This window comes from Chitinophaga niastensis, assembly GCF_003014755.1.
Classification (GTDB): domain Bacteria; phylum Bacteroidota; class Bacteroidia; order Chitinophagales; family Chitinophagaceae; genus Chitinophaga; species Chitinophaga niastensis.
Map to the genome: position 1 here is coordinate 95,691 of NZ_PYAW01000005.1, position 23,097 is coordinate 118,787.

A 23,097-nucleotide genomic window follows, 5' to 3' on the forward strand; every position below is an offset into this window, starting at 1 on the left:
TGACAAAAATTAAAATTGTTAAGTATGCTGCATTGTTCACTTTTTATTAAGAATAGTCAGGAAATTATTTTAAACTTCTCATTGGAAAAATAAAGCTTTTCTTAAATACTTTAAATTAAAATCTGATTAAAAATGAATCTTATCAACCATACCAACAATTAGTGTTCCATCATATAGAAATGGGTAGACCAATCTTGGCTATGAAAAGAATAGTCGGGAAGGAGAGAAGTCCGGCACAACTACTCCTTAAAAGTGAGCATTTCCTGTGTTTGCGTGATACATTGTTTTATATAAGGCTTGCTATTTTCATTATAGAAATAAGATATTTCAATATCGGTCTTATCTTTTTTGTGAATAGAAAGCACCTTACAAAAGGGATATTTATTTCTGTACGAAGTGGTATTATTTAATTTATAAATGGCGGCATCACTGGCATGAAAGGTCTGCTTCACATATTTTTCAGGAAAGAAAAAATTCTGGTCGTGAAGCGTATCAGCATAAAGCCGGATCTTCCGGATGAAATTTGCATTTTTATCCGCCTCATGATCAAATTTAATGATGGCAGCATCATTAATCGAGGTAAGATCCATTATACTTACACATATGGTGATATCAGATTTTTCGGATTGCAATTCATAATCAAATGCGTCAGGAACAATTCGATTACCTGCAAAATAGGGAAGCTCAGGATATACTTCCACAAAGCCAGCCGGCTTTTTATAAACAAGGTTTACTGCCTTTATATAATAATTCATGTTTTTATCTACTTGTGCATGAACTGTGCTAGGCAAAAATAAAAGTAAGCAGATAATGACTAAGGTATTCCTTGTAAGTATGCGATTGATTTGCATGATAGCTATATTTTTTATTCGTAAAAGTTGCAGGGCATAAAATCAGCTCAGTACCTCCCTTTTGTTAACTTACTATGCTATTTAGCGAAAATTTTATAAGGAAATCTTGTTTAGTATCCTTAATATTGTCACAATCCCTTTTAAACTAACCTGGCCGTTTAAACCATCAACCAATTTTTAAGAGAGATCATGGGGTTAAATTGCATCGACAATGAACGTGAAATACTGGAACAAATCGCCAGCGGCAGTGAGCAGGCGTTTGCTAAGCTTTTTCATGGTTATGTTAATCAGGCTGGTCGGCTTGTCTATGCCATTATAGGTTCCCGGGAACAAACCGAAGAAGTACTGCAGGATTTATTTGTTAAGCTCTGGAAAGACAGGGAAAAGCTGACCGGTATCAAAGCCTTTAACGCCTATTTTTTTATTCTCCTGCGCAATCATACACTTAATTACCTCGTGAGTGTTGTAAATGAAAAAAAGAAACAAACGGAGTACGCCCGGCTTGCACTTATACCAGAGAGCTTGGAAGACAGCCAGCCTGACGGTCGCCTGGATATACTGGACAAAGCAATCGATGCTTTGCCTACGCAGCAGAAAACCGTTTTTCTGCTGCGGGCGCAAGGTTACAGGAACCCGGAAATCGCTACCCGCATGAATTTATCCACCGATTCGGTGAAAAAATATAATCAGCTCGCCCTTAAATTCATTCATCAGTTTATTAAAGTGCGCGTAACTGTTTTGTTTACACTGGCAGCCATTCGTTTTTTTAAATAAATTTTTTTTCATCTCCATATCTCCTTTTTTACCCCTCTGACTGTCTTTTATATTAATACCTATTTAGAATAGACTTTAAGTCGCGGGAATATGCAGCATAACCGGTTAAAATATTTATTTCAAAAAACTGTTAACGGCAGCACCACTGAAAATGAGCGGCAGGAGCTATTTGTGCTGCTGACAGATCCGGACGCCCGGCAGCTGTATGATGATTTATTTGACCAGCTACCTGCGCAGATTGAAGTACAGGAAGATATGTTTTCAGACCAACAGGCCGCCGCTTTACTGGACCGTATTAATAAAGAAAATAGGACGCAAAGTCCTGATGTTAACCCCATCGTATTTAGATTAAAACCGGCTCTTCTCTGGGCAGCCGCCTGTCTTGCGCTGTTATTATCGCTGCTTTCTTACAGATTTTTCGCCGGCCAAGTAACGGATAAGGGAAAAATTGCGCAAACAATGCCTCCTCCTGTTCAGTCATCGGCAAATGTGATGCTTACACTATCTGATGGCAAACAGCTTGTACTGGACAGTACAGGAACAGGACATACCATTGAGCAAAAAGGAGCCCGTGCTGTTAACAGCGGAAAGGAAACGCTTACTTATACCGGGAATGCAGATGGTATCGGACCAGCTGAAATGGTTTTTAATACCCTTACCATCCCCAGGGGAAGACATTATAAGCTCGTATTACCTGACGGCAGTAAAGTCTGGTTAAATGCCGCCTCGTCTATTCATTACCCAACACATTTCCCTGAAGGGCAACGTAAAGTAGAACTAACCGGTGAAGCGTACTTTGAAGTGGCTAAAGATGCAAGCAAGCCATTTGCTGTGATAGCCGGCGGACAAACTATCTCGGTGCTGGGCACTGCCTTTAACGTGAAGGCCTATACGGACGAACCATATATTAATACCACACTGGTGGAAGGCAGCATAAAACTTGATCTGCAAAACGGAAAGGACTCAAGGTTACTCCGGCCGGGTGAACAGGCCACGCTGGAAAATAACCTGCTCCAGGTGAAAAGGATTGATATCAAGGAAGATATTTCCTGGATGTCCGACCTGTTTTATTTTTCCAATACGGATCTGCAGGTGGTGGCACACCAGTTGCAACGATGGTACAATATTGAAGTGGATTTTGCATCGCTGCCACCAGAAAAATTATATGGACAACTGCCCAGGAGTACTCCGTTGCCACAGCTATTGAGAGCAATGGAAAAAACAACTGATTTAAAATTTAAACTGACTAATAACCGGCTAACGATAGAAAAATAATATCCGGATAATATCAACCATCAATCGCAAAAAAACTGACGTATAATTTTAATTGACTTATAGCCGGCTATTAATAGTGAAATAGTATCCGGAATTTATCAACCATCAATCATCTCTTTAAAATTACATTTATGAGAATTCAACGTGGCCACCGCATGGGCCGTTGGAAGCGCTATGCCTCCTGCTTATTGCTTATTGCCCTCCATTATCTGGTAACTGCTGCTGCGGTTTTTTCCCAGCAGGTAAATCTCCAGGTAAGTGGCGCCCGGCTCGAGCAGGTACTCGAATCTATCAGAGCCCAGACTGGCTACTCTTTTGTATTCGATGCCCGGTTTGCCAAAAATGCCTTGCCGGTAACAGTAACGTTAAAAGATGAGCCCTTACAAAGTGCGCTCGAAAAAGTATTTAAAGGCCAGCCATTCACATTTGAGGTGAATGATAAAATTGTAACAGTACTGGCTTCCAGACAAGTGACACTGGCCTCCCTATCCGGAAGAATCCTCAGCCCCGACAATCAGCCCATTATTGGCGCTACTGTTATGGTACAGGGCTCAAAACAGGGCGCGAACGCAGACGAGAACGGAAAATTTTCCCTCACAGGCGTTCCTGAAGAGGCGAGTATTTTAATATCATCTATAGGGTTCAATCCTTTAATGCTTCACCTGAATAATGGGGTGATAACTGTTGCCAGTAAGGAATTTAAAAGCCAGTTAGTCAGAAGTACTTTACAAAATCTGTTGATAACACTGCAGCCTTCATCTTCACAGCTCCAGGAAGTTAATATAACAGTTGGATATGGTACGCAGAAAAGAAGGGAAACTACGTCAGCGATATCAACCATCAAAGGATCACAGCTGCAGAATAAGCCAGGTGGTTCTATAGAAGGGCTGCTCCAGGGATTGGCCCCCGGCCTCGTTGTTCAGAACAATTCCGGTATGCCGGGTGGAAGAAGTATGGTGCAGATAAGAGGCCTTGCTTCGTTCTCTAATTCTGCTAACTCCGGCGTAGTAAGCACGCCCTTGTTTATTATAGATGGCGTTCCGCTGGAACAGGATGTATTCAATCCGTCAGATCCGCGTCAGGCAATTACAAGTGTATTGGCCGGATTCAGCCCTTTTGATCTGGAATCTGTTGATGTATTAAAAGATGCTTCCGCTACTGCCATTTATGGTTCAAGAGGTGCAAACGGAGTGATCATCATTAATACTAAACGTGGCAAGATCGGAAAGCCCATTGTAACCTTAAACACACAATATGGATTAACTTATTATCCTGCTCTCCGCAAAACACTTGGTGGTAAGGCTGAACGTGATTTTAAGATTGATCTGTATAATCAGTATAAGTCTTCCAAAGTAGGTGGCGGCTTTACAGATATGCCCATTGAACTGTCAGACAGTCTGAATAGTTTTTATAATAATTCCACCGACTGGCAAAAGCTATACTTTCGTGACGCGGACCTGAAGAATGTTAATTTAGGCATTAGTGGCGCCACTGAAAATGCCAGCTACAGGTTAGGCGTTGATTATTATAAGGAAAAAGGTATTGTGCTCGGCTCCGGCTTTTCCCGGTTTGCGCTGACCTATAACGGTATATTCAAACCCAGTCCCAAATTAACCATCACGGGCCGGGCAAATTTAAGTCAGACGGATGCCAGCCAGAAAAGAGGTGACACATATAATGCAGCAGTGGTAGGAAATAATTTTTCCTCCTCTTTCCGTCCCGGACCCAACAGCGGCTTTTTTGATGCTTTCCTGGAATCCTATAACAAAGGTGTAAGTATAGATCTGACGAGAAGAGCGCTTGCGCAATTAGAGGTCAGCTATGATGTTTTCAAGTTTCTGAATATCACTTCCAGGGCATCCGGTAATTATGAATTTTATCGTACACGCACGTTCGAACCATCAGCTACCAGAACAGACATGAAGGCCGCAGCTTCCTATTATTCCCAGGAAAAGGTCAATCTGCTCAGCGAAACTTTTATGCGGTTGTACCACACATTTCCATCAAAGCACTCCTTTGATTTTGTAGTGGGCAACACCATCAACACCAGCGAAAACAATAACATATTCGGTTCAGCATTCGGTGGCCCGAGTGATGCACAGCAGGTGATACTGGGATATCCCCAGGCGAACCTGAAACTGGAAACACATAATCTAAAATATGGCCTGCTGTCTTATTATTCAAGGTTGTCTTACAACTACGACAAAAAATATATTATACAGGGAGTAGTACGCGCCGATGGTTCCTCCAAGTTTGGAAAGAATAATCAGTGGGGATACTTCCCATCTGTTTCAGGAGGATGGGTATTTACGGAAGAAAAATTTGTTCGTAACAATATAGGCCGCTGGCTGAATTTTGGAAAGATCAGGGCCAGCATGGGTAAATCCGGTACACAGTACGAGGATAACTATCTTGCTGTGGGCGCCTATTTAACGAAAAGCGGAGATAATGCTACCTATAACGGAACACCTTTACTGGCTCCCAATTATGGAGGTGGCAATGGTATCGCCTTGCCTAACCTGACCTGGCAAACCACAAAGGACCACGGTGTGGGCATGGACCTGGAGTTTTTTAACAGCAGGCTAACTATGTCGCTTGACTATTACAATAAAAACACAGATGGCTTCCTGTTTCCCGATGCACTAAACGGAACAAGCGGATACGCTTCCCGTTATATCAACAGCGGGGCTGTTCGAAACACGGGTTATGAAGCGGCGATTACCGGATACATTACAAAGCCGGGCAAAAACTTTCAGTACTCCGTAACTTTAATCGGAGCCATTAACCACAATGAACTGACGAAACTCCCGGATTTCGGCAGAAGCGTTTCCAGGAGCAATTACGCTGTAGGACAGCCTTACCTGCAGATTGGCCGTCCGCTGAACGGTTTTTACCTGATGAAATACTTAGGTGTATATCCTGATGATGCTTCAGTGCCTGTGAATAAATATACCGGCAAAAAATTGTATCCCAATACCAGCGGTTTTTCTTCGCAGGACCCTTACCGCGCCGGCGATATTATGTTGCTGGATGTGAATGGAGATGGCAGAATCGGTGTGATGGATAATTCTGACAGGGTTTATTGCGGTGATCCTAATCCTAAATTTACAGGAAGCGTATCGCAGACTTTCAGCTATAAGTTTAAAAATAACTCCACTATTCAACTGGATCTGTTCTTTAACTACTCTGTAGGAAATAAAGTATTTAATAAAGTGAAGGCCGATCGTATCCGTGGAGTAAGCTGGACAGCCAGTGAAAACGTTAACTATCCCGGCGGACAAAGAAACCTGCTGGATGTTTCGGATCTGGATTTCTGGACACCTCAGCATACCAATGCAAAATATCCGGTGCTCAATCCATGGAGATACTACGGTCTTTCCAGTTATGACTTCATCGGAAACTATGAAACGAATACAGATATGTTCCTGGAAGATGGAAGTTTTTTACGGTTAAATAACATAAACGTCAGCTATGATTTTTCGCCGGCCTGGCTCAACAAATTAAATATCCGGAGATTGAGGGTATATGGCGGAATGAGTAATGTATTCATTCTTACAAGGTACACCGGTGTAGATCCTGAAAATGTGGACCCTTATGGATATGACCTGGGTAATGGATATCCGATTCCATACAAATTTAACTGTGGCTTTAACTTTGAATTTTAATAATATGAAGATAATAACTACTCGCAAAAATGGAATAATGATGTGCGTTTTGCTGGCATCTTTCGCATTATTATTTTCCTGTAAAAAAATACTGGACCCTGAAATCATTGAACTGCCTACCGCTGATAACGCCATTACTTCTTCTGCTGACGTGGAGAAGGGAGTAGCTGCTGCGTATTCTTTTCTGCGCACGGTAGTACCTGATAAAGTTTTTCTCATGGGCGATGTGAGAGCGGATGTGTTCTCCAGTTACTCGCAGAGTTCCAATGTCCGGATAGAAACGCCGATTGCCACCAATACAGCAGCTGCGTTATTAAATAACGGGGGAGGTAACTGGAATCAGTTCTACACAGTAATTGCACAATGCAACCTGTTGCTTGAAAAGATTCCGCTGATTACTACCTATGACGCCGCACTCCGGAGAAGGCATATCGGTGAAGCCAGCTTTATAAGGGCGCTCACTTACTTCTACCTGGTACGTTTCTGGGGAGATGTACCCCTGAACTTAAAGAGTGTTGACACCGAAAATTTGTCCAGGGCTAAGCAGGAAGATGTATTTAATCAGATCAAAGCTGACCTGGATATTGCGATTACTAATCTGGAGCTTGATTACGGCGATGGCGACAGAGCTGTAAGAGCCAGTAAAGGAGCCGCCTGGGCTATCAAAGCACATGTGCTTGGCTGGCTGCAGGATTTCGCCGGCTGTGAAAAATTATGCGACAGCGTGATCACCCGCGGGCCATTCAGCCTTGTTACAGACACCACTAATCTGCTCAGTATTTTCGTTGGTAAGTCCGGCGAAGGAATCTTTGAACTGAATTTTGATGCCAGTTTAAGAGAGGTGCAGAAAAACCGTGTTTACAACAGAACGCTTGGCAGGCCATGGTATACAGACCAATCAGACGGTGGCGGCGGAACGGACAAGTTTATACTTTCTCCAACCAGACAACAGCTCAATAAGATGTTCACTCCCGGCGCACGGGATGGCCGGTTGTTTACCTGGTTTACCCGCGAAACTTACCTGCAGGGAGTGAATAATGACCGTATCTTTTTAGGCAAGTACAGAACGTTGCAGGTAAAAGGCGATACATCTTCTCAAAATATCAATGAATCAAACATTATTATTACCCGTTTGGCAGATATTATGCTGCTGCGCGCAGAAGCACTTGCCAGCACGGCAGTAGGCAGGGCCGCAGAAGCTGCTGTATTGCTGAATAAAGTAAGGGGGCGTGCATTTGCCACTCCATATACCGGTGGAGGAGATATTCAGGATACCATCCTGCTGGAGCGTAGGAAAGAACTGATAGGCGAAGGGCAATATTTCTTTGACCTGGTGAGAACAAGAAAGCTGGATAAGGACTCGAAAATTACCGCAGCTGATTGGTATCAAAAAGGCGCATGGCTACTCCCGATTGATCAGGGCATCATCGCCAAAAGCAATTTTATGATTACGCAGAATGAATACTGGAAATAATATTTATCGTATGAAGAAAAATATTTCATTGAAAAAAGCAACACTCCTGGCAGTAGCCACCATTCTGGTATTTTCGGCATGCAGGAAAAATAATTATTACATAGACGGCGGCCTGTCACAGCAATCCGAAGCAGACAAAAAGATGCTGGTCTACGATTTTCTGGCAAGCAGGCCTAATCACATGTTCGATTCCCTGGTTAAAATAATTGATCTGACCAATACAAAGTCGGTCGTTAACCAGGACAACATTACTTTTTTTGCAGCACCCAATAATGCGGTGATGCGTTTGCAGATGAACTATAATCCGGACGACCGGCAAGTGCCCAGGGCATTGGCTGACATTGGAAAGGATACGCTTTTGAGCTTATTGAACAGGTTTATCATACCTAATGCCAGGATAACCCTCGAGCAGGCTGTAAAAGATGTACAAAAGTATTATAAGGCCGGTAACGGCGATAGCCTGCTTATTTATGGTAAGGGCGGAGGCACGACCTCAAGTAGCTCCATACCAACGTCCGCATATTATATAGAGTATACGCATTTAAAAATCCCTGGTTTGGATTCAATAAAATATACAGGTAATATCCAGACACATAATCTGATAACAGCTAATGCAGTCGTGCATGTATTAACTTATGGCTCCAGTTTCGCTGCAGGATTAAAACAGAAATATTTCAGATAGTCTTAATCATTTTATCATGAAAATATCATTGAAAATAAAGTGCATATTATGGCTGGCCATCATCTTGTTTGGCATTTCATGCAAAAAAGAAAGTAATGTTGGTTTTTTAAGCCCGGCACTCAAGTATACCAATCCCTCCATTAAAATTTCAGTAGGAGCGTCTCTTATCCAATCAGGCGCGATGGTAACTGATGAATCTACCAAGCCGCTGGAATTTAGCATTGATGCTATTCATTCTGAGGACGGAAAAATAGCAGACAAGGTGATGAGCTACAAAGTAGATACTTACTTTTGGAAGGCGGAGTATACCGGGAAAGAAAAAACAGTGGATGAACTCAATCAGAAGCGTACGAAAGTTAACCGGCCTGCTATTGATATTAATCCGGAGAACGGCAATATTGTGATATACCCGGAAGCTTCCGATACCTTACAACTAACCAAAGGCAAGTACACGATCGATGTAAAAGTGAAGAACAGTGCCGGAGAAATCGTTCTTAAATCTGCACTAACAATTGACGTTAGTTATGCATTACCATATACATACAGGTTTGCCGGTATTGATGGTAATCTGACAGGTATAGATGTAACGTTTGAAAGGCAGGTAAATACCGGCAATAAGATCATGGTGTATGTGTTGAAAAAAGATGGAACACCTGTTGATCCGAAGGCATTAACCGGATATGATTATTCAAACACTCCCGGCGTAACGGATTTGAAAGACTGGCACAATATGGGTTTGAATAATCCTACAAAATATACTGAATTCCCTGATCACCTGGAACTGGAAATAGCAGGCTTCCCTTTACCTTTTGTGGCCGGACAGGTACTGAGAATTGATATGTACAACAACGGCGATGTAAACGGGGCGTATTTCAATTATTGGTTTGATTTGTCTATTCTGAAAGAAGGCATTTGGAAGGTTACTATTAAATTGAAATACAATTAGGGAAATAAAATTTCCCGATGAAATTTTTAATAAATAAATGCAAAAGCCTTCAAATCAAATGATTTGAAGGCTTTTGCATTTATTTAAAAGAAAACCTGGGTGGTGTTACTTTACTTCGCAAAAAACGTCAACATGGGAATCATCACAAGTGCGTACAGTATAATAAAAATAGCCACCATCTTTTTTGAAGGAAACAATTTATACAGAACGAGTGGCCCTAATATCCAATACACCTGAGCTGTGTAAAATCCGGGGAAATATCCTTTTGAATAGATGCTCCACCAGGTATGCGCAATTGCATTACCTATGGCACCATAAACAATATAAAATAAAACAGGTACCAATAAAAAATTCAGCCTCTTTTTAAAAGCTAGTACACAGGTAACAGTAAATACGAAGTAGGATAACATATTTATAGTCACAAATTTTGTAGCAGAATATTCTGATACGCTGTATAAATGTGGAAAATCAATCCTGAAGCCAGTATAAAACTCTTCGTTAAAATGTATAAACTGCCATGCAAATGTTATGAAATAGAACGGTAAAAATGATGACAGGCTTGGTAATGTTGTTTTTTTAATGAATAAATAAAGAAATGCAATCCAGGTGAAAAGAAGGCTCACAACAAATGTTACAATTAATGGTAAACCACCAATGATTGTAAATATAGTTGCCATAATAATCACTATTACGGTTCCGATTAAGAAGTCTTTCTTGCTGATAATATTTTTTGTTTCGTCCATGACTGTTTTGTTTAGAATTAAGATTGTTGATTGGAGTGAGCTGTTATTTATTTTGTTAGTGATCCGGTAAGTGCATGACAAAGGTGTAATTCACGTCTGGTTATACCCAGCGTGATAGAAGAGGGAATTGGTGTATTTTTGTTGTTTTCTTAAATGATGAGGTACCCTTGATGACTAATATAGTGGCTGTTTAGACCATAAATATATAAATAAATGATAATCTAAACAAAATTATATTTCCTGGCAAAATATTAAGCGTCATGAAAGACGCTTTGAAAATAGCAGGCAAAGAATAGAAAAACAGAAAATATTTATTACGCTGTGAACTTTAAGTTATAACAGAGAGGGCAATTTACCCTCCCTGTTATAACTTAAAAGACTATACGAAATTATATTTATTCTCCCCGTAAACTCTTTATCAGGTTAATATTGATGGCTTTAATCGCCTGGAAGCTGACAGTACCCAGTGCGATGAGTACCGCGAGTAAACCGGACAAGCCAAATACCCACCAGCTGATATCTGTTTTGTAGGCAAATTGTTGCAGCCATTGATGCATAGCCCACCATGCAAGAGGGGCAGCAATCAGGTAAGCGATGCCTACCAGTATCATGAAGTCCGTCGACAACAAGCCAAAGAGGGAGGCAGCGCTGGCGCCCATCACCTTACGGATGCTGATTTCTTTGGCTTTCTGTTCTGCTGTGAATATAGACAGGCCAAGTAATCCGAGACAGGAAATGAAGATGGCCAATACAGCAAAGATGACGGAAAGCCGGCCTATTACTTCTTCGCTTTTATAGAGCCTGAAGTATTCTTCATCAGAGAATTTATAGGTGAAAGGGAATTTAGGGTTCAGTTGTTTATAGAGTTGTTCCAGTGTGGCCAGCGCCTGTTTGGTTTTGCCGGGCCGGGTTCTTACAAGGAAGGTATTGCCTGTGAAAGCGCTGAGGAAACCTTTCTGGGCAGCGGGCTCCAGTCGCATTATCAGCGGGTCAATAGCATTGTGTAATGACTGGAAATGGAAGTTGCGTACAATACCGATGATCTGTCCTCTTTTTCCCCAGAAGGTGATGTATTTGCCTATCGGATCTTTAAGATCCATTACTTTGAGTGCAGCTTCATTCAGGATGTAACCACTGGAATCTGTAGCGAAATCTTTGGAAAAGTCGCGTCCCTGCAGCATTTGCAGGTGGAGGGTTTTAATGAAATCGTAACCGGTGATGGTGTGGGTGAAATAATGGGTGCTGCCGGGGTTTCTTCCTTCCCAGTCCACGCCGCTGGTGCGTGCATCGAGCGTAGTAGGGCTGCCCATCATTTTGCTTACAGCGCTGATATACGGGCTACTCATAGCTGCCTGTTTGAGTACATCCTGCTTTGCAATGAGGTCGCCTTCCAGTGGGATATAGATCAGGTTTTCACGGTCAAAGCCCAGGTTGGTATGCTGTACATACTGTATCTGCCGGGAGATGAGTATAGTGGAGATAATCAGAATAATAGACAATACAAACTGGAATACTACCAGGCTTTTTCTGAACCATAAAGAGCCGGAACCCGATTTCAGTGTGCCTTTCAGCACTTGTATCGCGTTGAAAGAAGACAGGAACAGCGCCGGGTAGCTACCTGAAAGTATGCCTGTAAATATAGCCAGTACGGTGAGCATCAGCCAGAATACCGGATGAATGAATGGTAGCACGATCTGTTTGCCGGTAAGCCCGTTAAAGGCCGGCAGCGCTATCCAAACAATCAGGCTGGCCAGTATCGCCGAGAGGAATGCTACGATGATAGCTTCACCAACAAATTGCCGGATCAGTTCCCAGCGTACCGCTCCCATCGCCTTGCGGACGCCGATTTCTTTTAACCGGTTAACAGAGCGGGCAGTGGTCAGGTTCATGAAGTTGATACAGGCTATCAGCAGGATGAATATTGCCACCAGGCTGAAGAGGTGTACATATTCAATCCGTCCGCCACTCAGGTAGCCATTTTCAAAGTGCGAATGCAGGTATTGTGCATCAAAGCGTTGTAACCCCATCTCATAACGGGGGCCTTTGTTTGCCTTATTATAGGCATCCGGGAAATGTAGCAGTTTGTTTTCCAGCTGGGCTATGTTTGCGTCAGGGCGTAGCAGCAGATAGGTGTTGGGGCCGTTGCTGTTCCAGTCTGTCAGCCATTCGTTTTCTTTCTTCATGAACTCCCAGTTGAGCAGGAAATCAAATTTCTCTGATGCATTGGCCGGGAGATCTTCAAATACGGCTGTTACTGTAAAATCCTTGCGGTCATCATACCTGATAGTCTTTTCTATGGCCTGTTCCGGGCTGCCGAAAAAAGCAACTGCCATCTTCCTGGAAATGGCGATACTCTCCGGGGATTTCAGCGCATCGGCTGCATTACCCGCCAGCAGCGGATAGCTGAACATGCGGAAAAATTCCGGTCCAGCTGCATTTCCATCTTCTTTTAGTATCTTATCCTTAACGGAAAAAGAGTTGTTGGTAGACCAGGCAAATCCAGCTGCCAGCTCCACTTCAGGCATCACTTTTCTGAGTTCTTCCGCAAGCAGCCCTGGAGTTGCATGAGAGGCATCTACCTTTCCATCAGGGAATGAGCGCAGGTACACACTGTACAGCCGGGAACTGTTTTTATGAAATCCATCTACCTGCCTTTCATCCTGCACCCAGAGGAGGATCAGCAGGCTGCAGGCCATGCCCAGCGCAAGCCCTGCTATATTGATCAAAGAAAAAACCTTGTGCTTCCAAAGATTCCTGACCGCAATTTTAAAATAACTTTTAAGCATTAACGACGTTTTATTGTTTGATACCTTCCCACTGTGTTTCAGCTCCCGGAGCTAGTATAATGCCATTTTGGTTGATTGCTGATTTTCAATATATTGATTGATCGTTAATACCTCATATTGTCCGGTTTTGATACAGTGTAATGTCCGGTTTCGTGCTACTGCTCCAATCCTTCCAGTGCCGTTCTGACTTCCTGCTCCTTCTGTTTTTTTACAATATAAGTGGCGGGTACAGCGCGTTCCTTACAACCTGCTATCGAACATCTTTCACAGGTAGTATGAACGGTACGGGTAATGATGTTTTCATCATTTACAAAGCGCATCAGCTGCATGAGTGAGCTATCGAGCAGAAGCCCTAAAGTTACGCTTACTGTTTCATGGCTGTTTTTGTTTTTGGGTTTAGCCAAAGTAATGCATAAATAACGGTTATGTGTTTGCCAATAATGCGAAATCTGAACATCAATCAATGATCCCTTGTTTTTCTTTTTTTCCGGTAATTGCTGTACATCCTGCATGAGTCTTACAGATAACCACCGGCGGCAATAATGTTCATTGACGAGGTTCGCATGCGGGTTGTGTAGTTGCGACAAATGCAGTTCCTTGTTGATTTCATATCCTTCTTTTTCACTGCCTGACATACGAAGGAAAAAGAGCTGGTCTATACTGAAATGATGCGGGAGTATATTGGTAAGCCTTTGCAGGAGCATCTCGGCTGATACATTATATTTATCCAGGAGTTGAAGCCAGGCAGCAGGGTCCCATTTATCATTTCCTGAAATACTTTTTATGTCTTCCACAAAATAATCTTCTGGTATCAGCAGGGCTGCAGCAAAATAGGAAGCCCGGAAATTATTTAGCAGCTGGTCGAAAGAAGAGGGTTGCTGCACAATGGTTTCAAAAGGACGTAAGGTAATATCCAGAAATTGAAAAGCCAGCTCCCTGGCCAGTAAAAAAGCTTCCTGCCCGGAAGAAAACTGTTTGTTGATATACAATATTTTTTTTGCAGCACTGTAATAAGAGCGGATATTTCCAAGGGAGCTGATACTGCCCATTTTTTTGCGGTCTGTAAGAATGCCGTATTTTTCTTTCAGGGCTTGCTCTAAATCATGAACGGAAACCGGAAGTGTTTCTGTTATAGAAAGTTCCTCCCTGAACTTCCGGGAAGCAACTTCCAGGTCTTCAAAATAATTATTGTGGATGTCCTGGTAAGATCGTAGGGCTGTTGTATAGAAGTTTTCCCGCGTAAGATGGTATGCTCTTGATATCTTCACCAGCGTGCTGATGAAAGCCGTTACTTTATCAGGCGTATTGGTAAAGAGTTCCAGGAGGCTTGCCGGTGCTATACCGAAATGCTCCCAGGGTATCACGTTAATAAAGTCCGAACTGATAAGATCAATCAGGGGTTGTAATTTTTTATCGCCGGTAAGTGATACCAGGTAGTCGTAATCTGTACCTAAAACTTTTCCCAGCGCCAATATTTTATCTGTCTTTGGATATTTTTTACCATTCTCTATATCGTGCAGGTAGGAAACCGTAATTTTTGTAGCATCAGATAGTTGCTGATAGGATAAATTCCGCTGTTGTCTGAGATTGCGCAGCTTCAGACCCAAAATCAACCGCACGCTTTCGTTTTCAGTAATCATGGTGTTCAGTTTTAAATCAATGTATAGTCTGGTGTATGAAACCATCTACACCGCTTTTTAGTGCCGGATATATAAATATACTGCACAACAATGTACAAAATCCTCCAAAACGCGAAAAAAAATATTTTAGCGAAAAATTCGCTATTCAAGAAATTTCCTTATTTTTAGGTAAATATTTATATTATGGCATCAACCACTATAATCCCCCCGGCTCGTGCACAGGTGGTGGTAGAAGGTCCTGCTGTTTATGGCATGGATGAGGTACTAACCACTCCTGTTGTTGATTTCCTTAAAGCATTACACCTTCGCTTCAACCATACCCGGAAGGAGCTTTTGAAAGAAAGAGAACTGGCCCAACAAAAAATAGATGCCGGCGAATTACCCGGATTCCTGCCGGAAACGGAAAACATCCGGAACGGACACTGGGAAATAAACCCCGTCCCTCCAGGCCTCCAGGACCGCCGGGTAGAAATCACAGGGCCGGTAGAATGTAAAATGATCATTAATGCGCTCAACTCAGGCGCAAAAATGTTCATGGCCGACTTTGAAGACAGTAATACCCCCAGTTGGGTAAACATCATCCAGGGACAGATAAACCTGAAGGCGGCGGTGCGCAAAACCATCCGTCTTGTGACTGCCGAAAAAAGCTATCAGCTGAATGATGAAATTGCGACCTTATTGATACGGCCACGCGGTTGGCACATGGAGGAAAAACATTTTACTATTAACGGAGAACCGATAAGTGCCAGCCTCTTTGATTTTGGCGTTTATTTCTTTCATAATGCGGAGGAATTACTCCAGCGTGGAACAGGCCCATATTTCTACCTGCCCAAAACAGAAAGTTATAAAGAAGCCCGTTTATGGAATGCCGTTTTCGATTTTGCAGAAAATTATATCTCTATTCCGGCAGCATCAATTAAAGCCACTGTATTGATCGAAACAATTCCGGCAGTATTTCAACTGAATGAAATTTTGTATGAATTGAGAACACATGCTGCGGGGCTTAATTGTGGCCGCTGGGATTATATCTTTTCCTTCATCAAAAAATTCAAAAACGTACCTGGCTATATCTTTCCTGACCGCTCACAAATTACGATGACAGTTCCTTTTATGCGTGATTATACACAACTGGTGGTGCAAACCTGTCACCGCCGGAAAGCCCATGCTATTGGCGGGATGGCTGCGCAAATTCCAATTAAGCATAATGAGGATGCCAACAGGAAGGCACTGGAAAAAGTAAGCGCCGATAAAATAAGAGAAGTAAAAGACGGCCATGATGGTACATGGGTAGCGCATCCTGGTCTGGTACCTGTCGCTATGGAGGTATTCAATAAATATATGCCTCAACCCAACCAGATCGATAACAAGCGGCCCGACTTCGTAACGAATGAAATCAGACTGCTCGCATTGCCAGAGGGTACTATTACAGCGGAAGGTTTGCGTATGAACATAAACATTGGTATTCTTTATATCGAAAGCTGGCTGAGAGGAAATGGCGCAGCTGCTATCTATAACCTGATGGAAGATGCTGCCACCGCAGAGATATCCCGCACACAGGTATGGCAATGGTTGCACTGTAAAGCTGTAATGGAAGATGGCAGAGAGATCAACCAGGAACTTTATGAAACGGTAAGGGATGAAGAAATTGAGAATATCAGGCAAACGATCGGCTCCGAAGTGTACCAGAAAGGTAAATTTCCTACTGCCATACAAATCTTTAACCGCCTGGTAGTACAAAAGGAATATGAAGCATTTTTCACCATCAATGCCTATAATGACATAGTATAAAGCAATATCAAAAGGTTTGCATTGGATCAGGTATTTCATAAATTTTTTAACTCAAAAAATGATATGTGATGTGTACTCCACAAAAAGTAAACGAACTACAAAACGATTGGTCAGAAAATCATCGTTGGAAAGGTGTACTCCGGCCTTATACTGCTGAAGAGGTATTGCGTCTCAGAAGCAAAGTATCAATAGAATATAGTATTGCCCAACAAGGCGCACAAAAGCTCTGGCATTATCTGCATACACAATCCAGCACCACAGCACTCGGTGCACTTACCGGTAATCAGGCGGTACAGGAAGTGGCGGCAGGCCTGCAGGCTATTTACCTGAGTGGCTGGCAGGTGGCAGCAGATGCCAATGTAGCCGGACAAATGTATCCTGATCAATCTTTATACCCGGCTAATGCAGTACCTGAAGTAGTAAAGCGTATTAACAATGCGCTGCTGCGTTGCGAGCAAATAGATTCCGTGTCGGGTGATAACAGCAAAGACTGGATGGCCCCCATTGTGGCCGATGCAGAAGCGGGCTTTGGCGGTAACCTGAATGCTTTTGAGCTGATGAAAGCCATGATAGAAGCGGGTGCGGCAGGTGTACACTATGAAGATCAATTGTCTTCAGCAAAAAAATGCGGACATCTGGGAGGGAAAGTCCTGGTGCCTACGAGAGAGGCGGTAGATAAGCTGGTGGCTGCCCGCCTGGCGGCTGACGTAATGGGAGTACCCACTGTATTAATAGCCCGCACAGATGCTGAAGCAGCTAACCTGATCACCTCGGATGTAGATGAGCGCGACAGGAATTTTATTACAGGAGAGCGTACCGCAGAGGGCTTTTATTATGTGCGTAATGGTTTGGAACAATGCATCAACAGAGGCTTGTCTTACGCTCCTTATGCCGATATGCTTTGGATGGAAACATCGAAACCGGACCTGGGAATAGCCCGTGAATTTGCACAAGGCATCCATGAAAAATATCCTGGAAAACTGTTAGCTTATAACTGTTCACCGTCCTTTAACTGGAAGAAACATCTCAGTGAAAAGCAAATGGGAAACTTTCGGGAAGAGCTGGCAGCATTGGGTTACCGCTTTCAGTTTATTACGCTGGCAGGATTTCACGCATTAAATACTTCCATGTTTGAACTGGCTACTGCTTATAAAGACAAAGGAATGAGCGGCTTTTCTGAATTACAGGAGCGTGAGTTTGCCTTGCAGGATAAAGGCTTTAAGGCGGTAAAACACCAGAGCTTTGTAGGTACCGGCTATTTTGATGCTGTTCAGAATACTGTACAGCAGGGTAGCGGCTCAACGGCAGCGATGAAAGATAGTACAGAAATAGCACAATTTATTTGATGGCATTGGTGGAATGTGCAGGGTTATCTGATCAGAATAATACTGCCTTTGTATTGAAATTTTTCACCACTTTCACACACTGTTTGCATGAAGTAGATATAGGTCCCTATGGGCGCTTCCTGGTTTTTACTGCGGCCGTCCCAGCCTGCTGATGGCGCATTCACAGGGAAGTGGGTATTCTCAAATATAAGCTTGCCCCACCGGTCATAAATACGCATCCATTCAATTTCTTTTACGCCCTTTCCTTTGGGATAAATGGTTTCATTCAGCCCGTCATGGTTAGGTGTAAAGGCATTGGGCATAAATACTGCTCCCTGGTTGCAGACAATATGTACTATTATGTCGTCCGATGCTTTGCAGCCATAGATATTTTCTACCTCTAAATGGTAGCTGGTAGTCAGGTTGGGGATGGCCCGTGTACGCTGACAGGTAGCACAATCCAGGTAATCAGGCGGCGACCAGCGCCAGCGCACCACATCACTGCTGTTGTTACTAACCAGGTATACAGGGGTACCGGCCATTACTTCCTGGTCGGGCCCTGCATTCACAAAAGGCATCGGGCTTACTTTTACATTCACGGAGGTATGGTCTGAAAAGCAGCCCTCTTTATCATAACCGGTCACATTGTATACATAACTGCCGGCACTGGTAATTACAATATTGGGGGCGGCACTGGAAGGGTTGTCAATACCAGTACCCTCCCACGTATATTTATCGGCACCGGATACGTGGAGTGAAAGTTTATCACCCAAACATAATGCAGTATCAGGACCGGCCTGTATAGTGAAAGGTTGTACCACCCGGATTTCCACCTGATCATTGTTCACGCAGCCATTGTTATCAGTCCCTTTTACTTTATAAGTAGTAGTTACAACGGGGCTGGCTTTCGGGTTAGCGCTGGATGGATTATCCAGGCCTGTGGCGGGTGTCCATTCATAAGTGTTGCCGCCGCTGGCGTGCAATATAATTGTGTTTTTTAAGCAGATAAAGTCAGCCGCTGCGCTGGCTTTAATATCCGGTAATGGTAGTACACTGATGGGGTGAAATACTTTGTCTGAGCATCCCTCTTTGCTGGTAACGGTAAGGGCTATATTATAATTAGCAGGCGTTGAGAAGGTTTGTGGCGCCGGTTGTTGTTGAGTAGAAACAGCACCATTACCAAAGTTCCAATTCCAGGTTACATCCGTGGCTTTAGTAACACCACCGCCCAATGTAACGGGCACTCCCAGGCAGGCCTTGTCCGGACCCGTGATAGCGGCTAACGGTGTGGGATATACGTTAACGGTTGCTTTCGCAGTTTGTACACAACCATATACCGTAGTGGCCAACAAACTGAATGCATAGGTGCCCGTTTTATTCAGGTAAAATTCAGGTGTGGCCGTGTTAATTCCTTTTGGATGAAGAGAAGGATCGTATGTCCATTTATAGGTGCCGGGGATGCCCAGCGTATCGATGGAAAAGCTGTTGAGTTTAGGTGCAAAGAAAAGTGTTCCTGTGTCGCAGAACAAACCAGGCGAGAAATTCATTTTTATATCCAGCTGATCTATTACGATCGGATGATCCAGGTAGGCGCTGCCTTTACACCCTGCATCATCTTTCAGCAGGAGGCGTGGTTTATAAATCCCGGGTGTTCTAAAGGTATGTTTTATCTGCAGGGCATTCGTTTGTTCAACAAAACCATCAGTAAAGTCCCAATTGAACGTGGTGGCGCCATGTGGCTGGATAGTGAATTCAATTTCCTTCTCCAGGCAGCCACCTGTTGCATTGGTTTGTATCTCTGCCAAAGGGCCTTTTACAATCACTGTTTCCTGCACTTCATCTTCTATGCCATCTTTTCCCTTTACTTTTAAAATTACAGTATAACGTCCTGGTGTGATATAGGTATGTATCGGGTTAATCTGATCAGAAGTATTGCCATCACCAAAATCCCAGAAGTAGGAAACTGCGTTAAAAGAGATGTTACTGAAGCGGAACAACATAGGAGCACAGTTGCCGCCGTTTACGAAAGAAGAGGTATAGTTGAAACCAGCCAATACGGGAGATACTTTAATTGACTTTCCTGCTTCATCTTTACAGCCATGATTATCCATGATCTGCAGCTTTACTGCATACACGCCTTTATTGGGATAGTTATGAATAACGTTTTGAGGTGCAGTGGAAGTATTACCATCTCCAAAATTCCAGCGGATAGAAACAATCTTACCACCTGTTTCTGAGGAGGTATTGGTAAAGGACACATTGCTTCCAGGTTTTACCAGGTAGCTATCCGCGTAAAAACCAGCATTGGGACCATTCACCTGTAATTTTTTTCCACTATAGGTATTTACACAACCATCCTTATCAGTTACGGTTACAACGGGATTAATATTGGTTGCTGCCTTTGTGTAGATATGCCTGAAAGGTCCGGTGGTAAAGGTTTCAACAGGTGTGCTGTCGCCGAAGTTCCATTCCCATTTTTTAATGCCGCTGCTGTTGGTAACGTCTGTCGCATCTGTGAAGGTAACTTCGGTGCCACGGCATGGAATGGTACCCGGTAGTTTATAGTTTGCCAGCGGACCACGAACGGAAATATTTATCACATTGCTGGTGTCATAACAGCCCAGCTGGTTAAGGGCAAGCATGCGGATGGACTTTTTCCCCGGTGGAATATCGGTATACTTATGGCTTCTGTCACTATTGCCCGATACAAATTTCGTACTGTCATTCAGTTGCCAATGGAAAGGAGCTGAGGAGTAAATAGCATAATCTGCTTTAGTGATGTCCGCAGTAAGGATTTCATTACTGCAAAGTGTGGTTTTGTCAGTAGTGATGGTGACTGGTGAAGCGGTAATGATCTTTGTATTTGCACTGAGATGCGTTGTACAGGTACCATCAGCGGTGGTCAGTTGTATCGTATAATTACCTGCTGCAGGATAAGTATGCGTGACAGTATTACTATGGATGGTATAGGAGGTATCTTTTCCATCACCCCAGCTCCATTTCCAGCTATTGGCGCCCAAAGAAAATTCGTTGACGCTGATGGTGGTGCGATTGCCACAATTGATGGGGTCAATCCTGAACCGGGGGAAAGGATTGATGGCTTTGATATACCCCTTTTTGATAACGGTAGTGGAGCAGGTATGATTCCATACCGTTAAACTAATATCATAAGTGCCGGGTGCTGTATAACTATGTGTAGCAGTTTGCGTATTGCCGGAATTACCACTTTTGTCGCCAAAATTCCATACCCACCGGTCCCCTATATCAGACTTGCCGATGAATGTAGCAGTGTTATTGCCGCAAACGACCGGTGCATCAGGCGAACTGAAATCCGGTATGGGCTTTTTATATATTTCCATGTCACTGCTGCACCTTACTTTTCCTGTGCAGCCTTTCGTCGTAGTATATTCAAGGTATACCACATAAGTGCCTGCTTTGGCATATACGTGTTTGGGCGTTGCGTCAGTGGATATAGGAGAACCGTCACCAAAGTCCCACGCATAATTTTTTATCTGACCATTGTTGCTGGTAGCGCTGAAAACAGTGGCCAGTTCCTCGCAACCGCTCACATTGCTGGCATTGGCTGTTATTTGGGTAGAGGGAAAATTCACAAACCCATAGAAGGTAGTGGTACAGCCTGCGGCACTGGTTGCCAGGAGAATGACTTTATAGTATCCTTCTGCCAGGTAAGTATGCGCGGGCGTTTGCTGTGCAGAACTTTGCTGGTCGCCGAACAACCATTTCCAGCTGGTGGCGCCGGTTGTATTGTCCTTGAAATGTACGGTAGCAGGCACATTACATATGGATGCGTAGTCGGAGCTGGGTAGTCCCACTGGTGAAGGGTTTACATTCACTACTTTTTCCACTACATCTTTACAGTTGCCATACATGGTGGTCAGTTTTACTTTTAGCGGACCTGCTGTTTGGGCAGTATAGTTAACACTATCGCTTGCCCCTCCGTAGCTTTGATCGTTAAATTCCCAGGCAATGCTTTGCGGTCTTGCCGGTGAAAATACTCCTCGATAGGTTGCAGGGCTATTCGTACAAACCGGGGTAGGGACCGTCAGGCTGGTGGCGTAATTACCCACAGTGATATCATTTATTGTTTTGGTGGAAGTACAACCCAGCTCATTCGCTACCGTTAATTTTATGCTATGCGTGCCTTTGGTAATAAAAGTATGCGCACCGGGATCTTTAAGATGACTGATAGTACCATCATCAAATTCCCACTTGTACGTGATGTTTCCGGTAGCAATGGATGTATTGGTGAATAGCACATCCGCCGGCGCAGTACAAAACACTTTTTCTGCTACGTTAAAATCCGCATTGACAATGGGCTCTGCATCTACGGCTTTGTCCTTTTGTTTAAAACTCGTACAACCGTAACTGTTAGTAACGGTGAGGACTATACCATAAATACCGGCCTGGTTATATGTATGCGAGGTACTGCTCCCTCCGTTTAATGCCACATTACCGTCCCCGAAATCCCAGCTGAAGCGTTGAAGGGTGCCATCTCCCGGTTGGGATTTATCTGTAAAGGTGGTAACAAAAGGTACGCAGTTTTTTGTACCGGAAATGCTGAAATCCACAACAGGATTTGCTCTTACATGGATGTAAGCGGCCTTCGTTTCCTGTACACTGCTGCTATCAGCATAGGTTACTTTGAGCGTTACTGTGTATGCTCCGGGAATTACATAAGTAGCCCTTGGATTTTGCTCTATTGAAGTAGATCCATTCCCAAAGCTCCATAGCCAGGAAACCGGGCTGCCGGTAGACTTATCTGTAAAGGTAGTGATGAGTGATTCGCACTCACTGAGGCTACTGGCACTAAAGTCAGCTTTTTGTTGTGCATTTGCGCCCGATATGATGAAACAACTTACGAACAGGCACAACAGCACGGAGCCGGCATATTGGGACTTGATGGGGAGCAAGAACATTCGATTTAGGAGTCTATGCTAATTATAAGTCTGTATACTAATTATTGTTTTTCACAGGAATTGTTCCTGCCATGGCTTAAAGATCAGATTCATCAGGTTAACAAATTTCTTAGCTGCTTTGTTGCTTTTACCCAAAAAGAAGAAGCCACCTCAATTATTTTTGAGATGGCTGCTTCCTACCCGGGATCTGGTAATTGCTGTTTAAATTTTG

At 43.4% G+C, this 23,097-nt stretch carries 13 protein-coding genes; 8 read left to right on the plus strand and 5 right to left on the minus strand.

All coding sequences use genetic code 11. The annotated features are described in order from the left end of the window. Window positions 1–239 precede the first annotated feature (239 nt). Window positions 240–755: a hypothetical protein gene (locus CLV51_RS21470; protein WP_146151347.1), complete on the minus strand. Its 516-nt coding sequence runs from the start codon at window positions 753–755 to the stop codon at window positions 240–242. Window positions 756–1,040: 285 nt separating this feature from the next. Between CLV51_RS21470 and CLV51_RS21475 the strand changes: the two genes are divergently transcribed. From CLV51_RS21475 to CLV51_RS21500, 6 genes are all read left to right on the plus strand, one after another. Then, the gene (locus CLV51_RS21475; RefSeq protein WP_106530149.1) at window positions 1,041–1,625 is read left to right on the plus strand and encodes a sigma-70 family RNA polymerase sigma factor; all 585 of its coding nucleotides are present in this window, start codon (window positions 1,041–1,043) and stop codon (window positions 1,623–1,625) included. Window positions 1,626–1,715: 90 nt separating this feature from the next. Beyond that, on the plus strand, window positions 1,716–2,900 hold the full coding sequence (locus tag CLV51_RS21480; RefSeq protein WP_106530150.1) for a FecR family protein: 1,185 nt from the start codon (window positions 1,716–1,718) through the stop codon (window positions 2,898–2,900). A 131-nt stretch (window positions 2,901–3,031) separates the two neighbouring features. Further along, complete coding sequence (locus tag CLV51_RS21485; protein WP_106530151.1) at window positions 3,032–6,565, plus strand: SusC/RagA family TonB-linked outer membrane protein; 3,534 nt, start codon at window positions 3,032–3,034, stop codon at window positions 6,563–6,565. Between the two features lie 37 nt (window positions 6,566–6,602). Continuing rightward, the gene (locus CLV51_RS21490) at window positions 6,603–8,039 is read left to right on the plus strand and encodes a RagB/SusD family nutrient uptake outer membrane protein (RefSeq protein ID WP_158267100.1); all 1,437 of its coding nucleotides are present in this window, start codon (window positions 6,603–6,605) and stop codon (window positions 8,037–8,039) included. 10 nt (window positions 8,040–8,049) lie between these two features. Beyond that, window positions 8,050–8,721 (plus strand): fasciclin domain-containing protein, encoded by a 672-nt coding sequence (locus CLV51_RS21495; RefSeq protein WP_158267101.1) that lies wholly within the window; start codon window positions 8,050–8,052, stop codon window positions 8,719–8,721. A gap of 16 nt (window positions 8,722–8,737) precedes the next feature. Next, window positions 8,738–9,667 carry a DUF5007 domain-containing protein gene (locus CLV51_RS21500; RefSeq protein ID WP_106530154.1) on the plus strand — a complete coding sequence of 310 codons (930 nt, stop codon included), beginning with the start codon at window positions 8,738–8,740 and terminating at the stop codon, window positions 9,665–9,667. A 110-nt stretch (window positions 9,668–9,777) separates the two neighbouring features. Here CLV51_RS21500 and CLV51_RS21505 read toward each other — a convergent pair whose 3' ends face one another. The 3 genes from CLV51_RS21505 to CLV51_RS21515 all read right to left on the minus strand — a co-directional run bounded on the left by CLV51_RS21505 (window position 9,778) and on the right by CLV51_RS21515 (window position 14,836). Continuing rightward, a complete protein-coding gene (locus CLV51_RS21505) occupies window positions 9,778–10,410 on the minus strand; it encodes a hypothetical protein (RefSeq protein WP_106530155.1) in 633 nt (210 codons plus the stop codon). A 395-nt stretch (window positions 10,411–10,805) separates the two neighbouring features. Then, complete coding sequence (locus CLV51_RS21510; RefSeq protein WP_106530156.1) at window positions 10,806–13,196, minus strand: ABC transporter permease; 2,391 nt, start codon at window positions 13,194–13,196, stop codon at window positions 10,806–10,808. Between the two features lie 155 nt (window positions 13,197–13,351). After that, window positions 13,352–14,836: an XRE family transcriptional regulator gene (locus CLV51_RS21515; RefSeq protein ID WP_158267102.1), complete on the minus strand. Its 1,485-nt coding sequence runs from the start codon at window positions 14,834–14,836 to the stop codon at window positions 13,352–13,354. Window positions 14,837–15,019: 183 nt separating this feature from the next. Between CLV51_RS21515 and aceB the strand changes: the two genes are divergently transcribed. Continuing rightward, window positions 15,020–16,624 (plus strand): malate synthase A, encoded by a 1,605-nt coding sequence (gene aceB / locus CLV51_RS21520; protein WP_106530158.1) that lies wholly within the window; start codon window positions 15,020–15,022, stop codon window positions 16,622–16,624. 68 nt (window positions 16,625–16,692) lie between these two features. Further along, window positions 16,693–17,970 (plus strand): isocitrate lyase, encoded by a 1,278-nt coding sequence (aceA, locus tag CLV51_RS21525; RefSeq protein ID WP_106530159.1) that lies wholly within the window; start codon window positions 16,693–16,695, stop codon window positions 17,968–17,970. A 23-nt stretch (window positions 17,971–17,993) separates the two neighbouring features. Here aceA and CLV51_RS21530 read toward each other — a convergent pair whose 3' ends face one another. Further along, entirely contained in the window at window positions 17,994–22,880 is a 4,887-nt protein-coding gene (locus tag CLV51_RS21530) for a PKD domain-containing protein (protein ID WP_158267103.1), read from the minus strand. Window positions 22,881–23,097 lie beyond the last annotated feature (217 nt).